This is a genomic window from Candidatus Methylomirabilota bacterium (genome assembly GCA_035764725.1).
Lineage (GTDB): Bacteria > Methylomirabilota > Methylomirabilia > Rokubacteriales > CSP1-6 > DASRWT01.
Window position 1 is genome coordinate 1 of sequence record DASTYT010000014.1, and the last position, 19,041, is coordinate 19,041.

18 protein-coding genes and 2 riboswitches are annotated in these 19,041 nt (G+C 71.7%); of the genes, 17 read left to right on the forward strand and 1 reads right to left on the reverse strand.

What is annotated here, in order from left to right:
• Positions 1-141, forward strand: a 141-nt coding sequence (locus tag VFX14_01985) for an IS481 family transposase (protein HEU5188438.1), incomplete at its 5' end; no start/stop codon positions are given.
• A 3-nt stretch (positions 142-144) separates the two neighbouring features.
• Here VFX14_01985 and VFX14_01990 read toward each other — a convergent pair.
• Complete coding sequence (locus tag VFX14_01990; GenBank protein HEU5188439.1) at positions 145-816, reverse strand: DUF3047 domain-containing protein; 672 nt, start codon at positions 814-816, stop codon at positions 145-147.
• Between the two features lie 101 nt (positions 817-917).
• On the opposite strand from VFX14_01990, the gene VFX14_01995 reads away from it, so the two are divergent.
• The 16 genes from VFX14_01995 (at position 918) to ftsH (ending at position 19,021) form a co-directional block, all read left to right on the forward strand.
• Positions 918-1,283 carry an RNA-binding S4 domain-containing protein gene (locus VFX14_01995; GenBank protein HEU5188440.1) on the forward strand — a complete coding sequence of 122 codons (366 nt, stop codon included), beginning with the start codon at positions 918-920 and terminating at the stop codon, positions 1,281-1,283.
• Positions 1,280-3,271 (forward strand): tetratricopeptide repeat protein, encoded by a 1,992-nt coding sequence (locus VFX14_02000; GenBank protein HEU5188441.1) that lies wholly within the window; start codon positions 1,280-1,282, stop codon positions 3,269-3,271. Before VFX14_01995 ends, VFX14_02000 begins: the two co-directional genes overlap by 4 nt.
• 42 nt (positions 3,272-3,313) lie before the next feature.
• Positions 3,314-3,508: riboswitch (cobalamin riboswitch) on the forward strand.
• A 61-nt stretch (positions 3,509-3,569) separates the two neighbouring features.
• Positions 3,570-4,145 carry a bifunctional adenosylcobinamide kinase/adenosylcobinamide-phosphate guanylyltransferase gene (gene cobU, locus VFX14_02005; GenBank protein ID HEU5188442.1) on the forward strand — a complete coding sequence of 192 codons (576 nt, stop codon included), beginning with the start codon at positions 3,570-3,572 and terminating at the stop codon, positions 4,143-4,145.
• A gap of 4 nt (positions 4,146-4,149) precedes the next feature.
• Positions 4,150-5,187, forward strand: coding sequence for a nicotinate-nucleotide--dimethylbenzimidazole phosphoribosyltransferase (gene cobT / locus VFX14_02010; GenBank protein HEU5188443.1), 1,038 nt, complete (start codon positions 4,150-4,152; stop codon positions 5,185-5,187).
• The gene (locus VFX14_02015) at positions 5,184-6,089 is read left to right on the forward strand and encodes a cobalamin-binding protein (GenBank protein HEU5188444.1); all 906 of its coding nucleotides are present in this window, start codon (positions 5,184-5,186) and stop codon (positions 6,087-6,089) included. Before cobT ends, VFX14_02015 begins: the two co-directional genes overlap by 4 nt.
• Positions 6,086-7,105: an iron ABC transporter permease gene (locus VFX14_02020; GenBank protein ID HEU5188445.1), complete on the forward strand. Its 1,020-nt coding sequence runs from the start codon at positions 6,086-6,088 to the stop codon at positions 7,103-7,105. The genes VFX14_02015 and VFX14_02020 overlap by 4 nt, the downstream gene beginning before the upstream one ends.
• Positions 7,102-7,938 carry an ABC transporter ATP-binding protein gene (locus VFX14_02025; GenBank protein ID HEU5188446.1) on the forward strand — a complete coding sequence of 279 codons (837 nt, stop codon included), beginning with the start codon at positions 7,102-7,104 and terminating at the stop codon, positions 7,936-7,938. Before VFX14_02020 ends, VFX14_02025 begins: the two co-directional genes overlap by 4 nt.
• A gap of 26 nt (positions 7,939-7,964) precedes the next feature.
• Positions 7,965-8,170, forward strand: a riboswitch (cobalamin riboswitch).
• 23 nt (positions 8,171-8,193) lie between these two features.
• Positions 8,194-10,077, forward strand: a complete 1,884-nt coding sequence (locus tag VFX14_02030; GenBank protein HEU5188447.1) for a TonB-dependent receptor — start codon at positions 8,194-8,196, stop codon at positions 10,075-10,077.
• On the forward strand, positions 10,077-10,730 hold the full coding sequence (locus VFX14_02035) for an adenosylcobinamide amidohydrolase (protein HEU5188448.1): 654 nt from the start codon (positions 10,077-10,079) through the stop codon (positions 10,728-10,730). Before VFX14_02030 ends, VFX14_02035 begins: the two co-directional genes overlap by 1 nt.
• Before the next feature lie 710 nt (positions 10,731-11,440).
• Positions 11,441-11,734, forward strand: coding sequence for a TonB family protein (locus tag VFX14_02040; GenBank protein ID HEU5188449.1), 294 nt, complete (start codon positions 11,441-11,443; stop codon positions 11,732-11,734).
• A 16-nt stretch (positions 11,735-11,750) separates the two neighbouring features.
• Positions 11,751-12,662 carry an adenosylcobinamide-phosphate synthase CbiB gene (gene cbiB / locus VFX14_02045; GenBank protein HEU5188450.1) on the forward strand — a complete coding sequence of 304 codons (912 nt, stop codon included), beginning with the start codon at positions 11,751-11,753 and terminating at the stop codon, positions 12,660-12,662.
• Positions 12,659-14,134, forward strand: a complete 1,476-nt coding sequence (locus VFX14_02050; protein ID HEU5188451.1) for a cobyric acid synthase — start codon at positions 12,659-12,661, stop codon at positions 14,132-14,134. Before cbiB ends, VFX14_02050 begins: the two co-directional genes overlap by 4 nt.
• A 97-nt stretch (positions 14,135-14,231) precedes the next feature.
• Positions 14,232-15,896, forward strand: a complete 1,665-nt coding sequence (argS, locus tag VFX14_02055) for an arginine--tRNA ligase (protein ID HEU5188452.1) — start codon at positions 14,232-14,234, stop codon at positions 15,894-15,896.
• Between the two features lie 9 nt (positions 15,897-15,905).
• The gene (locus VFX14_02060; protein ID HEU5188453.1) at positions 15,906-16,568 is read left to right on the forward strand and encodes an SPOR domain-containing protein; all 663 of its coding nucleotides are present in this window, start codon (positions 15,906-15,908) and stop codon (positions 16,566-16,568) included.
• 8 nt (positions 16,569-16,576) lie between these two features.
• Positions 16,577-17,104 (forward strand): hypoxanthine phosphoribosyltransferase, encoded by a 528-nt coding sequence (gene hpt, locus VFX14_02065; GenBank protein HEU5188454.1) that lies wholly within the window; start codon positions 16,577-16,579, stop codon positions 17,102-17,104.
• 102 nt (positions 17,105-17,206) lie between these two features.
• A complete protein-coding gene (ftsH, locus tag VFX14_02070) occupies positions 17,207-19,021 on the forward strand; it encodes an ATP-dependent zinc metalloprotease FtsH (GenBank protein HEU5188455.1) in 1,815 nt (604 codons plus the stop codon).
• Positions 19,022-19,041: the final 20 nt, after the last annotated feature.

Sequence of the window (19,041 nt, forward strand, 5' to 3'; positions counted from 1 at the left end):
CCCAGCTCGCGACAGCGGACCGACGCCTTGCCCGCCTGGCTCCACTACTACAACTGGGCGCGCGGACACGGCGCGCATCAGGGACGACCACCCATCAGCCGCCTGGTGGCCCCGGACAATCTCGTGGCAGTTCACAGCTAGGGATCAGGGCTTCTTGAAGAAGATCTCGCCCACGAAGCACTCGGCCGTGGACTGCGTGTCGTTGGAGTCGATGGCCACCGACACCGCGCCCACGTTCTCGCCGGGATCCTGGTTGTAGATCTTCTTGTAGTCTTCGAACACGTTCCGGGTCTCCGTCACCCACTGGTTCAGGTCGCCCGTGCCCGAGCGCACGATCACGTAGGTCACCGTGCCCGTCTTCTCGCTGGGCGCGATGGTGCCGGCGGGGGCCGTCGTATCCCACACGTAACCGATGTTGCGAGAGCGGATGGCCTGGGGCGTCCGCGGGAAGGTGACGTAGACCTGGCACGCCTGATCGTCGGTGGCCTTCTTCCGCGAGTCGGCGCCCTTGGGCAGGACCACCGCCTTCCACCGCCACTGGAGAATCGGAAACTGCCGGATGTCGAACTTGATCTCCTTGCTCATGGTCGAGCCGTCATTCTGGCTCTTCATGTGCAGGACCCGGCCGTCGCCGTCGGCCTCGATCGAGAAGTCGTACTTGGGGCTGCCCCACGTCTGGGACTGCCAGCCGCTGGGGAGACCCTTCCGGCCCACGGGGTCCTTCTTCCAGTCCTCCACGGGCAGCGTGGCGGGCTGGGCGAAGACGGCGCCGGCGGTGAGCACCGTGACGGCGATCGCGACGGTGGTGGACCGCATGGCTCGCCAAGGATAACCCAGGGGAGGGACGCGATGTTCCCCTTTCACGCGGCCTCCGGCCTAGGCGGAACAGGCGCAAGCGTGTGCTAGGGTAGGAAATGATGAGCGCCGAGCGCCTCGATAAGTGGCTCTGGGCGGCGCGCTTCTTCAAGAGCCGCACCCAGGCTGCGGCGGCGTGCGACGGCGGGAAGGTCGACGTCAACGAGCAGGCGGCCAAGCCCGCTCGAGCGGTGCGGCCGGGCGATCTCCTCCACATCACCCAGCGGCAGTCGCGACGGATCGTGCGGATCCTGGCCCTCGCGGAGCGCCGGGGCCCGGGCGCGACGGCGGCGCTTCTCTACGAAGACCTCACGCCACCTCCGCCGCCGCGCGCCGAGCGCACCGGGCCTCCGATGTACCGAGCGCCGGGCGCCGGTCGTCCCACGAAGCGCGAGCGGCGCCTGATGGAGCGGATCACGCGCCGGTGACAGAGTCCCCTTACGCCGGCGCGCCTTCGGCCCGGATTTCCTCCACCCTCCGTCTCGTCCTCCTCGTGACCCTCGTCGTCGCGGTCAGCGCCGTGGCGTTTCTGCCGACTCTGGGCGCGGGCTTCGTGAACTGGGACGACGACGTCAACTTCACCACCAACCTGGGCTTCCGCGGCCTGGGGCCCGCGCAGCTGCGCTGGATGTTCACCACCACGCTGCTGGGCCACTGGATCCCGCTCACGTGGCTCACCCTCGGGGCCAACTATGCAGTGGGCGGCATGGATCCGTGGGGCTATCACCTCGTGAACGTCCTCGTGCACGCCGCCGCGGCGGGCGCGTTCTTCCTCGTCGCCCGCCGACTGCTGGCCGCCGTGCTCGCCGGGCCCCCCGTCGCGATCGACCTGGGCGCCGCGCTCGCGGCACTGGTGTTCGGCGCGCACCCGCTGCGGGTGGAGTCGGTGGCGTGGATCACGGAGCGGCGCGACGTCCTGTGCGCGCTCTTCTACATGCTGACCGTGCTGGCCTATCTGCGGGGAGTGGAGGGCGAACGGCTGCTGGCCGGTCGCTGGCGCGCGCGCGCGCTCGCCGCCTTCGCCGCGGCGCTGCTCTCGAAGTCGATGGCGATGACCTTGCCCGCGAGCCTGCTCCTGCTCGACGTCTACCCCCTGCGCCGCGTCCGGTTCGGCGCGAGGCGGCTCCTGTGGGAAAAGGCCCCGTTCGCCCTTCTCGGAGGGCTCGCCGCGGTGGGCGCGGTGCTCTCGCAGAGCCGCGGGGCGACGTGGACGGGCTTCGAGGCCTACGGAATCCCCGCGCGTCTGGCCATGGCGGCCTACAGCTTCTGGTTCTATCCGTGGAAGTTCGTCTGGCCGTCGAGCCTGTCGCCGCTCTACGAGCTGCCCCCGCACGTGGATCCGCTGGCCCCGCGCTTCCTCGGGCCGATCATCGCCGTGATCGGCATCACGCTCGTCCTGCTCGCGGCGCGTCGCCGCTGGCCGGCCGGACTCGCCGCCTGGACGCAGTCGATCATCGTCCTGCTCCCGGTGAGCGGGATCGTGCACACCGGCTACCAGCTGGCGCACGATCGCTACGCGTATCTCTCGGGGCTGGGCCTGGCGCTCCTCGTGGGCGGTGGGCTCGCGTGGGCGCTGGGCCTGCGCGCACGGGGGCGCATGGGCGCGCCGGTCGCCGCCGCCGTGGTCGGCGCCGCCTGCGCCGCGGTGCTGGGATTGACCGCGAGTACCTGGCAGCAGAGCCGCGTGTGGCACGACTCGGAGAGCCTCTGGGTCAACGCCATCGCGGTGGATCCGGAGTGTATGCTGTGCTGGAACAATCTGGGACACGCGCTCCTCGCCCGCGGCGCCCACGCGGACGCGCAGCGGCTCTTCGCCAAGGCGATCTCGCTGCGCCCCGACCGTCCCGGCCCCTGGAACAATCTCGGCACCGCGCTCGCGCTGCAGCAGCGCTATCGCGAGGCGGAAGGCCCCTACGCGAAGGCGGTCGAGCTCTCCGACGGCGGCTTCCGCGATGCGGTGTCGAATCTCGGGCGCCTCTACGCCGTGGAGGGGCGCTATACCGACGCGATTCCGCTCTTGCGGCGCGCCAACGCCATGCGGCCCGACACGCCGGAGGTGGTGGCGAGCCTGCGCGTGTCGCTCAAGAACCAGGGGGGCGTCCTCGCCGCGGCGGGACGGCCGGCGGAGGCGGAAGCCTTGTTCCGCGAGGCGCTCGATCTCGGCGACGAGCAGGATCTCTACATCAATCTCGGCCGCGCGCGGATCGATCAGGGCCGGGCCGCCGAGGCCATCGCCCCGCTCGAGCGCGCCGTCCAGATGAATCCGCGCCACACCCATGCACGCGCCTGGCTGACCCGGGCCTACGCGCTGGCCGGCGCCCGAGAGCGGGCCGCCGACGCCATGGCCGCGCTGACCACGCTCGACCCCGCGCTGGCCGCCCGCGTCGCCACGGAGATTCCCGCCAGCGCACGCTGATCCGCCCCTTGCTTGCGTTGCCCCCGGGCCGGTGTTACGGTCGCCGCAACAGGGAGTTCGGGGAGCCCTCACGTGAGGGCCCACCGGGAAGGCGGTGCGAATCCGCCGCGACCCCGTCACTGTGATCGGGGACGAAACCCACGGAAAGCCACTGGCCGGCGAGGCCGCCGGCCGGGAAGGCGTGGGGAGTAGGATGATCCGAGAGCCAGGAGACCGACCCGACCTCCGGTAGTCCCATACCGGTCTTCGAGGGAGGGTCCGGTTGACCGCAGTCTTCGCTCCGGGCGCGCCTTCTCCATTGCGCTCCCAGTTCATCCTCGGTGGGGCCCGCAGCGGGAAGAGTCGCCATGCCTTGGCGCTGGCGCGCGCGTGGGCCGGCCGCGTCGCCTTCGTGGCCACGGCCGAGCCGCGTGATGCCGATCTCGCCGCCCGCATCGCGCGCCACCGCGCCGAGCGCCCGGCCGGCTGGACCACAGTGGAGGAGCCGCGGGCGCTCGTGGCGGCGTGCGCCGCGGCCGCCCGCGCGGCGGATCTCGTCGTCGTCGATTGCCTCACGCTGTGGGTCGCCAACTGCCTGCTGGGCGGCGATGGGGACGCGGCGATCCTCGCGGGGGCCGACGACCTCGCCCGCTTCCTCGACGCGCGGCATGCCGCCCTCATCCTGGTCAGCAACGAGGTCGGGGAGGGCGTGCATCCCCCGACCGCCGACGGGCTCCGCTATCGCGACCTCCTGGGACAGGTCAATCAGCGCGTGGCCGCCGCCGCCGATCAGGTGACGCTGATGGTCGCGGGCATTCCCGTCTCTATCAAGGCCGACGCCGCGCCCGTGCGGGCCCCGTGGAGCCACCTCCGTGAGTCTACGCAGGCTCCGTGACCGCGTGGTCGCGCCGACGGCCGACGCGGCCGAGGCCGCGCAGCGGCGGCTCGACGCCCTGACGAAGCCGCCGGGAAGCCTTGGGCGGCTCGAGGAGCTGGCCCGGACGCTCTGTCGCATCTCGGGCCAGTGCCCGCCGCCCACCCATCACGCGGTCATCTTCACCCTGGCCGGCGATCACGGCGTGGTGGAGGAGCGCGTCAGCGCGTATCCCCAGATCGTCACCGGCCAGATGGTGGAGAACTTCCTCCGCGGCGGCGCGGCGGTCAACGTGCTCGCGCGCCAGATGAGCGCCAGGGTCGTGGTGGCGGACCTCGGCGTGGCCACGCCGCTGGCGCATGCGGCGGGGCTCAAGAGCCTCCGCATCGGAGAGGGCACCGCGAATTTCACCCGGGCCCCGGCCATGAGCCGCGAGCAGGCCGAGCGCGCGGTCGATGCGGGGATCGCGCTCGTCGAGGAGGCGCGCCGGGACGGCCTCGATCTCATCGGGACGGGCGAGATGGGAATCGGCAATACCACGTCGGCCAGCGCGATCACCGCGGCAATCACCGGAATCGCCGCGCGCGAGGTCACCGGGCGCGGGACGGGCGTGGACGATGCCGCGTGGCAGCGCAAGACGCACGCGGTCGAGCGGGCCCTCGCGCTGCATCGCCCCGATCCGCACGATGGGCTCGACGTGCTCGCGAAGGTCGGCGGCTACGAGATCGCGGGGCTGGCGGGAGTGATTCTCGCCGGCGCGGCCCATCGCATCCCCGTCATCCTGGACGGCTTCATCGCGGGCGCCGCGGCGCTGGCCGCGGTGCGCATCGCGCCCGCCGCAAGCCACTCCCTCATCGCCGCGCATCGCTCGGCCGAGCCGGGGCACCGGCACGTTCTGGAGACGCTCGGGCTCACGCCGTATCTCGAGCTCGACATGCGGCTGGGGGAGGGGACCGGCGCGGCGCTCGGCATCGGGCTGGCGCGGGCCGCGGGAGCGATTCTGCGTGACATGGCCACGTTCAAGTCCGCCGGCGTCTCCGGCGGCGACGAGCCCGCGGCATGAGTGCCGTGTCCATGGTGTCGGCGGTGATCCTCGTCGCCGTGCTGACCACCTCCGCGTCCGTCGGGGCGGCGGTGCAGGTGACCGACGGCACCGGACGCACGCTCACCCTGCCGGCGCTGCCACGGCGCATCGTCTCGCTCGTGCCCGGCGTGACGGAGATGCTCTACGCGATCGGCGCCGAGGACCGGCTCGTCGGGCGCACCGACTTCTGCGACTACCCGCCGGCGGCGCGGAGCAAGCCCAGCGTGGGTGGCACGGTGTCGCCGAGCCTGGAGGTGCTGGTCTCGCTCAAGCCCGACCTCGTGGTCGCCACCAGCGCGGGGAACAGCGACGAGACCCGCCGGCAGCTCGAGCGTCTGCGGGTGCCGCTCTACCTCGTCGATCCGCACGGGCTCTCGGACGTGTTCCGCACGATGATGCGGCTGGGCGCGCTCACCGAGCGCGAGGGCCGGGCAGCCGAGGTCGTGGCCGGCCTCGAGCGACGCGTCCGGACGGTGGCGGTGCGCGTGGCCGCCCTCCCGCGGCCGCGAGTCCTCTACGTGGTGTGGCCCGAGCCCCTCATCGTGCCGGGGCGCGGCGCCGCCGTCACGGAGCTGATCGAGCTGGCGGGCGGCGAATCGGTGTCCGCCGACGGGCCCGAGGGGTATCCGCGCTACAGCGTGGAGGCCGCGGTGGCGCGCGGGCCCGAAGTGATCATTCTTGCCCGCCACGGGGCCGGCACCGCGCCCTACGCGCGGGAGAAGTGGGAGCGCTTCGCCGACCTGCCCGCCATCCGTGCGGGTCGGCTGCACGCGGTCGACGGCGATCTCTTCCATCGCTTTGGGCCGCGCGTGGTGGACGCGCTCGAGATTCTCGCCCGCCTCCTGCATCCCGAGGCGTTCACGGGGGCGAGCCTCCGGTGAGCGCGCCCCGCCGTCTCGCCGCCGTGCTGATCACGCTGGGCGTGGTGCTGGTCGTCACGATGGGGGCCGCCCTCTTCGTGGGAAGCGCCGGTGTGGCTCCGGGCTCGGTGGTCGCCGCGCTGCTCGGCCGCGCCGATCCCGAGCCGGTCACCCGCCTGGTCGTCCTGGACCTCCGGCTGCCGCGCATCCTCGCCGCCGCGCTGGCCGGCGGGGCGCTCGCCGTGGCGGGCGTGGGCTTTCAAGCCCTCACCCGCAATCCTTTGGCCGAGCCGTCCGTCCTCGGCATCTCGAGCGGCGCCGCGTTCGGCGTGGTGAGCGCACAGCTCTTCGGCGTCGGCACGGGCCTCTTCGAGGCGTTCGGGCTCACCGCCTTCGCGTTCGCCGGCTCCGCGGTGGCGGGGGGAATCGTCTACGTCATCGCGGCGGGGGCAGGCGGGCTCGCGGTGCAGACACTGCTGCTCGCCGGGGTCATCGTCGGTATCTTCTTCTCTTCGGCCATCGCCGTGCTGATCTCGATCGTCGATACGAATCGCCTGGGCGCCGTCATCCAGTGGCTGCTCGGGAACGTCGCGCCAATCCCCGCCGCCGCGCTCGCCGTCTTCGCCCTCGTCTCCGCCGCGGGCTTCGTGTTGGTGCTCGCGAGCGCGCGCCGGCTCAATCTCTTTGCCCTGGGTGAAGACGCCGCGCGGGAGCTGGGGGTGGACGCCCTCGGGCTCAAGCGTGCGGTGTTCGGCGGCGCGGCGCTCCTGGTCTCCGCGGTGGTGGCCTTCGCGGGGCCCATCGGCTTCGTGGGGCTGATCGTGCCGCATGCGCTCCGGATGCTGCTGGGGCCGGACAACCGCGTGCTGGTGCCCGCGGCGGCGCTGGGCGGCGCCATCTTCCTCCTCGTCGGGGACACGCTCGCCCGCAGCATCGTCGCGCCGGCGGAGCTCTCCGTCGGCGTGCTTACCGCGTTCTGCGGGGCGCCCTTCTTCGTGTTCCTGCTGAGGGCCCGCGGCCCGAGAGTCCTCTCATGAGCGGCGTGCTGGAGGTCCGGGAGGTGGGGTTCACGTATCCAGCGGCCCGCCGCCCCACGCGTCCGCCCTTCACTCTGCGCGAGATCAGCTTCGCCGTGGCGCCGGGGGAGATCCTCGGGGTCATTGGCCCCAACGCCTCCGGCAAGACCACCCTGATCCGCCTGCTCTCGCGTCTGCTGGTCCCCGATCGCGGCGAGATCCACCTCGACGGACAGGCCGTCGCCAGCCTCTCGCGCGCCGAGGTCGCTACGCGGGTCGGCGTGGTCCCCCAGACGGTGCCGGCGGACTTTCCCTACTCGGTCGAGGAGCTGGTCCTCATGGGCCGCTTTCCCCACGCGCCCGGACGCTTCTTCGAGTCGGACGAGGACCGCGCGATCGCCCGTGAGGCCATGCGCGCCACTGGCGTGGAGGCCCTCCGCGCGGCGCCCTGCGACCGGCTCTCGGGCGGGGAGCGGCAGCGTGTCATGCTGGCGCGCGCGCTCGCCCAGCGGCCGCGCCTGCTCGTGCTCGACGAGCCGACCTCGCATCTCGACCTCCGTTATCAGGCCGAGTGCGTGGGGCTGCTGCGCGACCTCAACGAGGGACGCGACCCGGGAGGCGGGCTCGCGGTGGTGCTCGTCACGCACGACCTCGACCTCGCCGCGCACGTGTGTCATCGCCTGCTGCTGCTCGCCGGAGGCCAAGCGGTGCGCCTCGGCGCGCCGGAGGATGTGCTGGAGGAGTCGATCCTGGAAGCGGTGTACGGATGTCCGGTGTCCGTGGACAAGCATCCGCGCACCGGCCGGCCGAGCGTCCGGGTCGTGTGGCCCGAGAGCGCGCGACGGCCGGAATGAGGAGGTGAGAGCCGCCGGCACGGCCCGTTATTGACGTCGTCCCGGGTTCCAGGGAAGCCGGTGAGGCCTGCGGGCCGAATCCGGCGCGGTCCCGCCACTGTGAGTGGGGAGCCAGGTCCGTTCGTTTCGCGCGGCGCATCCGCGCGAGGCCACTGGGAGCGATCCCGGGAAGGCCGGGGACCTGCGCGACGAGCCACGAGCCAGGAGACCTGCCCCGGGGCGTTGGCACCCCCTTTCGAGGCAAAAGGAGCGGTCATGCGTCTCGTCCTCGTCGTGATGCTGGTTTTGCTGCCCGGGCTCGTCCGGGCGCAGGACGCCAGTACGCCCGAAGCGAAGAAGGTGGATCCCGTGGTCATCACCGCCACCAAGGTGGAGACGCCCGTGAGCCAGACGGGCGCCGCGGTCACGGTGATTCCCGGCAGTGACTTCCAGACCTATCAGTACACGTCCATCGGCGACGCCTTGCGCACCGTCCCCGGCGTGCAGGTTCTGCAGTCCGGCTCGTTCGGCAAGACCACGTCGGTCAGCATCCGCGGCGCCAACCCGAGTCAGGTGCAGGTGCTCGTGGACGGCGTGCGGGTGAAGAGCCCCACGCTGGGCGAGGCCGAGCTGGTCGACATCGCGCCCGACCTCATCGAGCGCATCGAGGTCGTGCGGGGCCCCCAGTCCACACTCTACGGCGCCGACGCCATGGGCGGAGTCATCAACATCATCACCAAGAAGGGGCAGGGGAAAGTCGTGCAGGGCAGCATCGAGGAGCAGGTCGGCAATTACGGGACCTGGGTGAGCCGCGGCACCGGCTACGGGCAGTGGAACATCCTCGACTACTCGTTCGCCGGGTCGTACATCGAGTCGAACGGCCAGTTCAAGAACGACAACGCCGACCAGAAGGCGCTGAGCGGGCGAATTGGCCTCACCTTGCCCTACGATTCGTCGCTGGCGTTCGTGGCACGCTGGAATCGCACGGATACCGATCTGCCGGTGAAGTTCGTCTGCTGCGGGCTCCTGCCCATCGAGCCCCTCATCGACCGGAACGCCCAGCAGCAGTCCGAGACGCTGATCCTGAGCCTGGAAGGCAAGACGCGGCCGGTGCCGTGGTGGGAGAGCCGGGCCCGCATCTCTCGCTACCAGAACGCGCAGGGCTTCCAGGACCCCATCGATCCGGGCTACGACTTCGACATCGCCCAGAAGTCCCAGATCAACGTGGAGCGGCGGGAGGCGGAGTGGATCAACTCGTTCTTCGTCGGGCCATGGAGCACGAGCACGGTGGGGCTCGAGTATCGCCACGAGGAGGGCGATAACAAGGGCGTCTTCAAGGATGCCACCCACACCAAGTCGTTCTTCTTCGAGCAGCAATTCCGCTTCTTCGACCGCATCTTCCTCACCGGTGGGGTGCGCATCGACGACAACAGCGCCTTCGGCACCCACACCTCGCCGCGCGGCTCGGCGGCTTTCGTGATCAAGGAGACGGGGACTCGGATCCGCGGCAGCGCGGGATCGGGCTTCCGAGCGCCGACCTTGAACGAGCTCTTCTTCCCAGGCTTCTCGAATCCCGATCTCCAGCCGGAGACCAGCTTCTCGTGGGACGTCGGGGTGGACCAGACGTTCTGGCGGGAGCGCATCCGCCTCGGGCTCACCGTCTTCTACAACAAGTTCGACAATCTGATCCGCTTCGTCCCCACCGACACGTTCCCCTTCGTGGCCGCCGTCAACGTGGCGCGGGCGCGGGCGTCGGGCGTGGAGTTCAACGGCGAGGCGGATCTCCTGAAGAACCTGGTCGCCTCGGTGAACTACACCTACACCGACTCCGAGGACCTCAGCACCGACCGATGGCTTCCCCGCGAGCCCCAGCACCGCTGGAACATCGGGGTCACCTGGGAGCCCATCCGGCGTCTACAGCTCTTCACCCAGATCCACGTCGTGACCCGGCAGTTCGAGTCCGAGGAGGCGGGCTTCAACAGCGGCCACACGCGGATCGACGTGGGCGGGAGCTACCGTCTTCTTGACAAGTACGGCGTGCTCCAGTTCCTCGACCTCACGGCGAGGGTCAACAACATTCTCAACGAAGGCTATGCCGAGGTCCGGGGGTTCCCGGCGCTCGGCACCGCGTTCCTCTTGGGGGCGCGGGTCGGCTTCTGATGATCCGGGGCCTCCGCGTGGCGATCGACGAGCGGGCGGTGGTCGTGACGGCCGAACGGCCGCTCCACGTGCTGTCCTCGGCGGTGCGGCGCGGAGGCCTCGGCGAGGCCCGCACGATCCTGAATCTCCACGTCGACACGCATCATCCCTCGGACGACCTTGAGCGACCGCTGGCCGACTTCATCGCGGAGCGCAGGCTCCCCGAGCCGTGCGTCGGGCTGCTCACCGCGGCGTGGACCGAGCACGCCGAGGTGGCTCATGTGACGGCGGGCGGCTTCGCGGTCACGGCGGTGGCGACGGTGGGCCTGTCGAACCGGACCACGGCGGGACGCGCGGCTGCCGCGCGCTGGCAGCCGTCGACCATCAACACCATCGTGATCGTGGACGGGCAACCGGAGGCGGCGGCGCTGGTGAACGCCGTCGTGACCGTCACCGAGGCCAAGACGCTGGCCCTCGCGGAGGCCGGCGTGCGGAGCGCCGACGGGCATCCGGCCACCGGGACGTCCACCGACGCCGTCGTCGTCGCGGCGACGGGCCGCGGGCCCGCCGCGCGCTTCGGTGGGCCCGCCAGCGAGATGGGCGCGGCGATCGGGCGCGCGGTGCTGCACGCGCTCGAGCGCGGGATCGTCGCGTGGAAGGTTCGCAACCCGTGAGGCCCGCGTGGATGCGAGGCGTGGCGCTGCTGGCCGGGTCGCTCGGGCTACACGTCGCCGCCCTCGCCGCGCTGCCCGCGATATTCCCCGCGGCGCCGCCCACGCCGCTATTCGTGGATCTCACGACGCTCGATCAGGCTGCCACCGGGCCCGGGGGCGAGGGGGGCGCGGGCGCCGAGGTCGGCCCGGGGGGCGCGGCCGGTCGCAACGACGACGCGACGGCACACGCTCGACGCCCCACCCCCGCCGCGAGGGCTCGAAGGGCCGAGCCGCCGCCGGTGGAGGCGCCGCGTGCCCTCGCGTCGCTACGCACGCCCGCGCCCAGCTCTCCGCCCACTTCTGCTCCTGCGCCCACGTCCATCGCTCCGCCTTCCGTTGCGCTCGCGCAGGCGCCAATCCCGCCGCCCGTCGTCGCGCCCGCGCCCGCCCCGAGCCCTCCGCCCGCTGTCATCCCCACGCCCAGCGTCGAGACGCCACCCGCGCGCCCGCCCCTTGCCACGCCTCCAGCCGCAGCAACGAGGGAGTCAGGGCTCGACCAGGCGCTGCCGCTCGCCGGCGACGCCGATCGGCCCGCGCCGGGCGGCCCGCGCGACGCCGGCCGCGGGACGCGCACCGATGCGCCCGGTGACGGGAGCGGCGGGGTTTCCGGCCCCGGCGGCTCATCGCTGGCGCTGGCGCGGCCAGGCGCGGGCCCGGGAGCTGGCGGCAGCGTGCCGCCCGAATACGGGGCGTACCTGGCGCGCTTCCGCCAGCGGGTGGAGGAGGCGCTCGTGTACCCGCTGGCCGCGCGGCGCCAGGGCCGCGGCGGCCGCGTGGAGCTGGACGTGCTGCTCGAGCCGAGCGGCCGCGTCACGCGCGTCGACGTCGTGACCTCGTCCGCCAGCGCCGCGCTCGACGACGCCGCGGTCGACGCGGTAAAGACGGTGGAGGCGATCCCGTTCCCCGTGGGACTCCCGCGCCGCCCGCTGCTCGTGCGCATTCCGCTCGTGTTCCAGCTGCGCTGAGCGGGAGGGTTTGCGCGTGACGGTGCTTCTGCTCGCCCTGGCCCTGGACCTGGCGCTGGGGGAGCCGCCGAATCGCTGGCACCCGGTGGCCTGGGTGGGGGAAGCGCTCGGCGCGGGCCGCCGCGCCCTGGGCAGCGCCACCCGTCCCGTGCTGCTGCTGGGGGGCGCCCTCGTCGTGATGGTCGTCGCCGCGCTCGCGGCCGGCGCCGTGCTGCTGATGGAGCGCCTCCTCGAGCCGTGGCCGCTGGCGCGCATCGCCGTGGACGCGTGCCTGCTCAAGGCGGCGCTCTCCCTGCGCGCCCTCTTCGAGGCGGTGCGGCGCGTGCGCGCGGCGCTCACACGCGGCGATCTCGTGGGAGCCCGCGCGTCCCTGGGCGCGGACCTCGTCAGCCGTCCGACGGCTGATCTCTCCGCGGAGCTTGCGGGCTCCGCGGCGGTCGAGTCACTCGCCGAGAACCTCACCGACAGCCTGATCGCGCCGCTGCTCTTCTTCGCGATGGGCGGGGTGGCGGCCGCGTGGGCCTATCGAGTGGTCAACACGGCGGACGCGATGATCGGCTATCGCGACGGCGAGCTCGAGTATCTCGGCAAGGCGGCGGCGCGACTGGACGACGTGCTGAACTGGATGCCCGCGCGGCTTGGCGCGCTGGCGATCGTGGCGGGCGCGGCCCTCGGGGGCGGCTCGCCCGCGGGCGCCTGGCGCACGCTGCGCCGCGACGGCGGCCGCACCGCGAGCCCCAACGCGGGCCTCACCATGGCGGCCATGGCAGGCGCGCTCGGCGTGACGTTGACCAAGCCCGGGTACTACGCGCTGGGCGAGGGAGCGGCGCCCGACCCCGCGACGATCGGCCGCGCCTGTCGCGTGGCGGCCGCGGCGCTCGGGATCGTGATCGTCCTGGCCCTCGCGCTGCTCCGGGTGCTCCGATGACGGGCCGTGCAACGCCCGCGATCATGCTCCAGGGGACGGGCTCGCATGCCGGCAAGACCGTGCTCGCGGCCGGGCTCTGCCGGCTCCTCGTGCGCGCAGGGCTGCGCGTGCTGCCGTTCAAGGCCCAGAACATGTCCAACAACGCCTGGGTCACCGACGAGGGCGGGGAGATGGGGTGGGCGCAGGCCATGCAGGCGGAGGCGGCGGGCGTCGCGCCGGTGGTGGACATGAATCCGGTGCTGCTCAAGCCGGAATCGGACCAGCGCTGCCAGGTCATTCGCCTCGGCCGCCCGCTCGCGACGGTAGCGGCCCGCGAGTACGCGCGGCTCGGCCCCCGGCTCTGGCCGGCGATCGCCACGAGCTACGCGCGGCTCGCGCGCGCCGCGGACGTGCTCGTGATCGAGGGCGCGGGAAGCCCGGCTGAGCCGAACCTCATGCGGCGGGACCTGGCCAACATGCGAGTGGCCCGGCTGGCGCGCGCCCGCGTGCTCATCGTTGGCGACATCGACCGGGGCGGGGTATTCGCGAGCCTCGCCGGGACGATGGCGCTCTTGCCGGCCTCCGAACGCCGACTCGTCTCGGGCTTCATTCTCAACAAGTTCCGAGGTGATCCTTCACTTCTCGGTCGAGCAGCCCACGACCTCCGCCGCCGCACGGGGAAGCCCGTGCTCGGTGTGATTCCGCTCCTGTCCGGCCTCGGGCTGCCGGAGGAGGATTCGCTCGGCCTGGAGCGCCCCCGGATCACGCGGGCAGCCCCGGCCGACCTGCGCATCGTGGTGCTCCGTCTGCCCGCGATCGCGAATGCCACCGATCTGACCCCCCTCGAGGCGGAGCCCGGCGTGACGCTGTCCTACGCGGAACGGCCGGCTGATCTCGCGGAGGCCGATCTCCTCGTGCTACCCGGCTCGAAGGACACGCTCGCCGATCTCGCCCATCTCGTGGCGGGCGGCTTCGTGCCGAGCATCCGCGAGCACGCCGCGGCGGGCCGCCCCGTGCTCGGTATCTGCGGCGGCTATCAGATGCTGGGCGAGCGCGTGGAGGACCCGGATCACGTCGAGCGCGGCGGCGCCGCCCCCGGGCTCGGGCTGCTCCCGGTGACGACTCGACTCCGCAAGCCCAAGACCACGCGGCGCGTGCAGGCGCGCTGGCTTCCCGATGGTCCCGTGTTCGACGGCTACGAGATCCACGCCGGCGCGACCGTGGCGAAGCCGGCAGCGCGCGCGCTGGCCGAGGTGGACGGGCGGCCCGTCGGGGCCGCCGCGCCGGAGGGCCGCGTCTGGGGCCTCTACGTGCACGGCCTGTTCGACTCGGCAGCTTCACGCCGCCATGTCCTGGCCTGGGCTGGCGCCCCGGCGGCGCGGCGCGGGACCGGCGATCACCGGGTCGTCCGTGAGGCGGCCTATGATCGGCTGGCGGACGCGCTCGAAGCCTCCGTGGGATCGACGGTAATCCGGCGCCTCCTCGGACACTGATTCACCTGAAATAGCTTCGTGGGGATTCCCGGCGGGAGGTATCATTTTCCATCGCCGCCACGCGCGGCGTTTTTTGTCTCTCACGGAGGAGTCCAGGGTGGCCATCACCGACGTGCTGACGGACGCGTTTCGCCGGGCGCTCGCCCGCAAGGGGCTGCCCGAGCCGAAGTCCGTCATCTGGCAGGTGCCGCGCGGCGGTCAGGCCACGTTCAACTACGCCACGCCCTCGGCCATGGCCTATGCGAAGGAGCATGGGCTGGAAACGGCCGCGGTCGCCGAGTCGATCGCCGCGGAGCTCGAGGCGCTCGCCGAGGTCGCGACCGCCGAGGTCGCGGGCCCCGGCTTCATCAACGTGCTGCTCGCGCGCGACTCCGTCTCGGCGCAGCTGCGCGGCGTGCTCGCGGGCGGCGCCCACTATGGCGCGAGCCGGGCCTCATCGGGACGGCGCTACCGGCTCGAGTTTGTATCGGCCAATCCCACCGGCCCCCTGGTGATCGTCAACGCGCGCGCGGCGGCGGTGGGCGACGCGCTCGCCCGCATCCTCCGCTCGCAGGGCGCGGACGTGGAGTCCGAATACTACGTCAATGACGCCGGCAATCAGTTCCAGGCCCTGGCGGCCTCGGTGGAGGCGCGGCTGCGCCAGGCCCTCGGCGAGCCGGCCGAGATTCCCGAGGGCGGCTACCCGGGCGAGTACCTGGTGGAGCTGGCGGAGTCCTGGCTGGCGCGCGACGCTGAGGGGCTCCGCGCCCTGCTCGCCCGGCCGGAGGCCGAGCGCCGCGAGCGCCTCGGCCGCGACGCGGTGGCGGCGATGGTCGCCGGCCATCGCAGCGTGCTCGGGGCCTACGGCACCGAGGTGGATCGTTGGGTGCACGAGGCGGCGGACGTGCGCGCGACGGGTCTCCCCGAGCGCGCGATCGCGCTGCTCACTGCGGGCGGGCACACCTACGAGCAGGATGGGGCACTCTGGTTCCGCTCGACCGCGCTCGGCGACGACAAGGACCGCGTGCTCCGGAAGTCGGATGGCGAGCTCACATACTTCGCCGTCGACATCGGCTTCCACCACTTCGTCAAGTTCTCGTCCACCGATCACGTGATCGACTTCCTGGGCCCCGACCACCACGGCTACATCGGGCGTCTGCGCGCGGCGATGCGGGCCCTCGGCCACCCCGACGAGGCCTTCGACATCCTCATCGTCCAGCTCGTGACGCTGCTGCGGGACGGCCAGCCGGTGCGCATGTCCAAGCGCCGGGGCGAGTTCGTGCTCATGGAGGAGCTCCTGGAAGAGGTGGGCCGCGACGCCGCCCGCTTCACGTTCCTCACGCGGCGGCACGACAGCCCGCTCGAGTTCGACCTCGCGGTGGCGACGCGGCAGAGCGCGGACAACCCGGTCTTCTACGTGCAATACGCGCACGCGCGCGTGGCGAGCCTGTTCCGCACCGCGGCCCAGCAGGGGATCGCGATACCCGACTGGCCCGGGGTGGACTTCTCCTCGCTCGAGCTGCCGGAGGAGCAGGCTCTCATCAAGCGCGTAATCCAGTTCTCCGAGGTGGTCACCGCGGCCGCGCGCGCGCGCGAGCCGCATCGCCTCGCCTACTACTTGACCGAGCTGGCGGGAGAGTTCCATCCCTACTACAAGGCGCACCGGATCATCACCGAGGACCGCGCGAGCACCCTTGCGCGCCTCGGGCTGGCCGCCGCGGTGGGGCAGGTCGTCCGGAACGGCCTGGGACTCCTCGGCGTCTCGGCACCCGAGAGCATGTAGGAGGAGTCCATGAAGCGTGGGCGGAGCAGCAGCGGCGGCGCGTTCCAGCGAATCGGTCTGGCGCTCGCCGCGGTGATCATCCTCACCCTGACCTTCACGCTCGGCGTGCTGGTGGGCCGGCAATGGGGCGGGCGCGCCGCCTCGGACGCCGCCGAGAGCCCGCGGAAGGCGCAGGCCCTCACGCGCCGCGGACTCGCGGAATCCGAGGGCGCGCGCCCGCGTGAGCTCCAGGAGAAGCTGACCTTCTATCAAACCCTCACCGCGCCCGTGGGCCCGATCGGCCAGTCCAACCGCGCGCGCACCGAGGACAAGGGCAAGAGCCCCGCGCCGGCGCCCAGCCTGGCCCCGAGCGCCGCGCCCGTGGCGAGCGGCGCCGGGGCGCCCGCGCTTCCCGCCGCGCCGAGCGCGAGCCTCCCCGCAGCGCCGTCCGCCAGCGCGGCCGCCTGGACCGTGCAGGTCGGGGCGTTCAAGAGCCGACAGCAGGCCGACGAGGTCCAGAGGCGGCTCACCGAGGCGGGCTTCCCCGCGGTGCTGTCCCCGGTCACGCTCGACGACGGCCAGTCGCGCTACCGGGTCCGCGTGGGCGGCGCTCGCTCGCGGGGCGAGGCCGAGCTGCTCGCGCAGCAGGTGCGCGCGCGGCTTCCTCTCACCGCGCTCGTCACCGCCAACTAGCGGCAGCCATGCCGGAGGGCCGGCCCGGAAAAGTACTGATCGCCCGAGAGGAGATCGCCGAGCGTGTGAGCGAGCTCGGCCGCGCCATCGGCCGTGAGTACGCGGGACGCAACCCGCTGCTCGTGGGCGTCCTCAAGGGCGCCGCCATCTTCCTCTCGGATCTGGTCCGCGCCATCCCCGTGCCCATCGCCATCGACTTCATGGGCGTGAGCTCCTACGGCAGCCAGGTGAAATCCTCCGGCATCGTGCGGCTGACGTCGGACCTTTCGGTCTCGATCGAGGGCCGCGACGTGCTGATCGTCGAGGACGTGGTCGACTCCGGCCGGACGCTCGACTATCTCCGGCGCAACTTCGCCACCCGCCGGCCGCGCAGCGTCGGCGTGTGCGCCCTCCTGGACAAGATCGAGCGCCGCGTGGTGGACGTGGCGGTGGACTACGTGGGCTTCGTGATCCCCGACCACTTCGTGGTGGGGTACGGGTTCGACGTGGGGGGCACCTACCGGGGTCTCCCGGACATCCACATACTCGAACCCTAGCCCGGTCAGGCCCCCGCGTCCCGGGCCCGGAGCCCCGGGGCGTCGATTCGTGGGGGAGGTCCCGGGTATGTCTATCGGGGCGTGTGTTATACTTTTTTCGCCATGAATCCCTTCTACAAGAACCTTGCCCTCTGGATGGTGATCGGCCTCATCGTCATCGTCCTCTTCAACCTGTTCCAGGCCAAGGAGTCACCGCGAGACGAGATCGTCTTCTCGGACTTCCTCAAGAAGGTCGAGACAGGCGAGGTGCGCGAGGTGACGCTGAGGGGCAATTCGGTGAGCGGGAAGCTCGCCAACGGCGAGTCCTTTCGAACGATGACCGCAGATTATCCGGACCTCGTCAAGGCGCTGAAGGATCGTGGCGTGCGCATCATCGTGAAGCCGATAGACGGCAACCCCTCCTACTTCGCGATCTTCCTGCAATGGGTGCCGATGCTCCTCTTCATCGGGGTCTGGATCTTCTTCATGCGCCAGATGCAGGGCGGGGGCGCCAAGGCCCTGTCCTTCGGCAAGGCGCGCGCGCGGCTCATCTCCGAGAAGCAGAACAAGGTCACGTTCCAGGACGTGGCCGGGGTGGATGAGGCCAAGGAAGAGCTGCGCGAGATCATCGAGTTCCTCAAGGACCCGCCCCGCTTCCAGAAGCTCGGCGGCAAGATCCCCAAGGGCGTGCTCCTCGTGGGTCCTCCCGGCACCGGCAAGACCCTCCTCGCCAAGGCCATCGCGGGCGAGGCCAATGTGCCCTTCTTCTCGATCTCCGGCTCCGACTTCGTGGAGATGTTCGTGGGCGTGGGCGCCTCGCGTGTGCGCGACCTGTTCGAGCAGGGCAAGAAGCACGCCCCCTGCATCATCTTCATGGACGAGATCGACGCGGTCGGCCGGCATCGCGGCGCGGGCCTGGGCGGCGGCCACGACGAGCGCGAGCAGACGCTCAATCAGCTCCTCGTCGAGATGGACGGCTTCGAGACCAACGAGGGCGTGATCCTCATCGCCGCCACCAACCGGCCCGACGTGCTCGATCCCGCGCTGCTGCGGCCGGGACGCTTCGACCGGCAGGTCGTGGTGGCCCGTCCCGACGTGAAGGGCCGCGAGGAGATCCTCAAGGTGCACTCGCGCCGGATCCCGCTCGCGCCGAAGGTCGAGCTCACCGTGCTGGCCCGCGGCACCTCCGGCTTCTCGGGCGCGGACCTCGCCAACCTCGTCAACGAGGCGGCGCTGCTCGCGGCGCGGCAGGACAAGAAGGTCGTGGAGATGATCGACTTCGAGAACGCCAAGGACAAGGTGCTGATGGGCGTCGAGCGCCGCTCCATGATCATCCCCGAGTCTGAGAAGCGCACCACCGCCTATCACGAGGGCGGGCACGCGCTGGTGGCGTATCTGCTTCCCGGCGCCGATCCGCTGCACAAGGTCACGATCATCCCGCGCGGGCGGGCCCTCGGCCTCACCATGCAGCTGCCCACCGACGACCGCTACAGCTACTCGCGCGAGTACCTGATCAACCAGATCACGATCCTCCTGGGTGGCCGCGCCGCCGAGGAGCTGGTGTTCCAGCAGCAGACCACCGGCGCCGGCAACGACCTCGAGAAGGCCACCGAGATGGCGCGCAAGATGGTCTGCGAGTGGGGCATGTCGGACAAGATGGGCCCGCTCACCTTCGGCAAGGGGGAAGAGCACATTTTCCTTGGACGAGAAGTCTCGCGTCCCAAGGACTACAGCGAGGACACCGCGGTCCTGATCGACTCCGAGATCAAGCGCATCGTCACCGACTGCGCCACCCGCGCCCGGCAGCTCCTCGAGACCAACCTGGAGAAGCTCCATGCCCTCGCCCGCGCCCTCCTCGAGCGCGAGACCCTCGACGGCGAGGAGATCAACCGTATTCTCATCACGCGACCCTTCCAGGAGGCGCCGGCCCCGGCCTAGCGCTGGAGCGGCGTGGATCC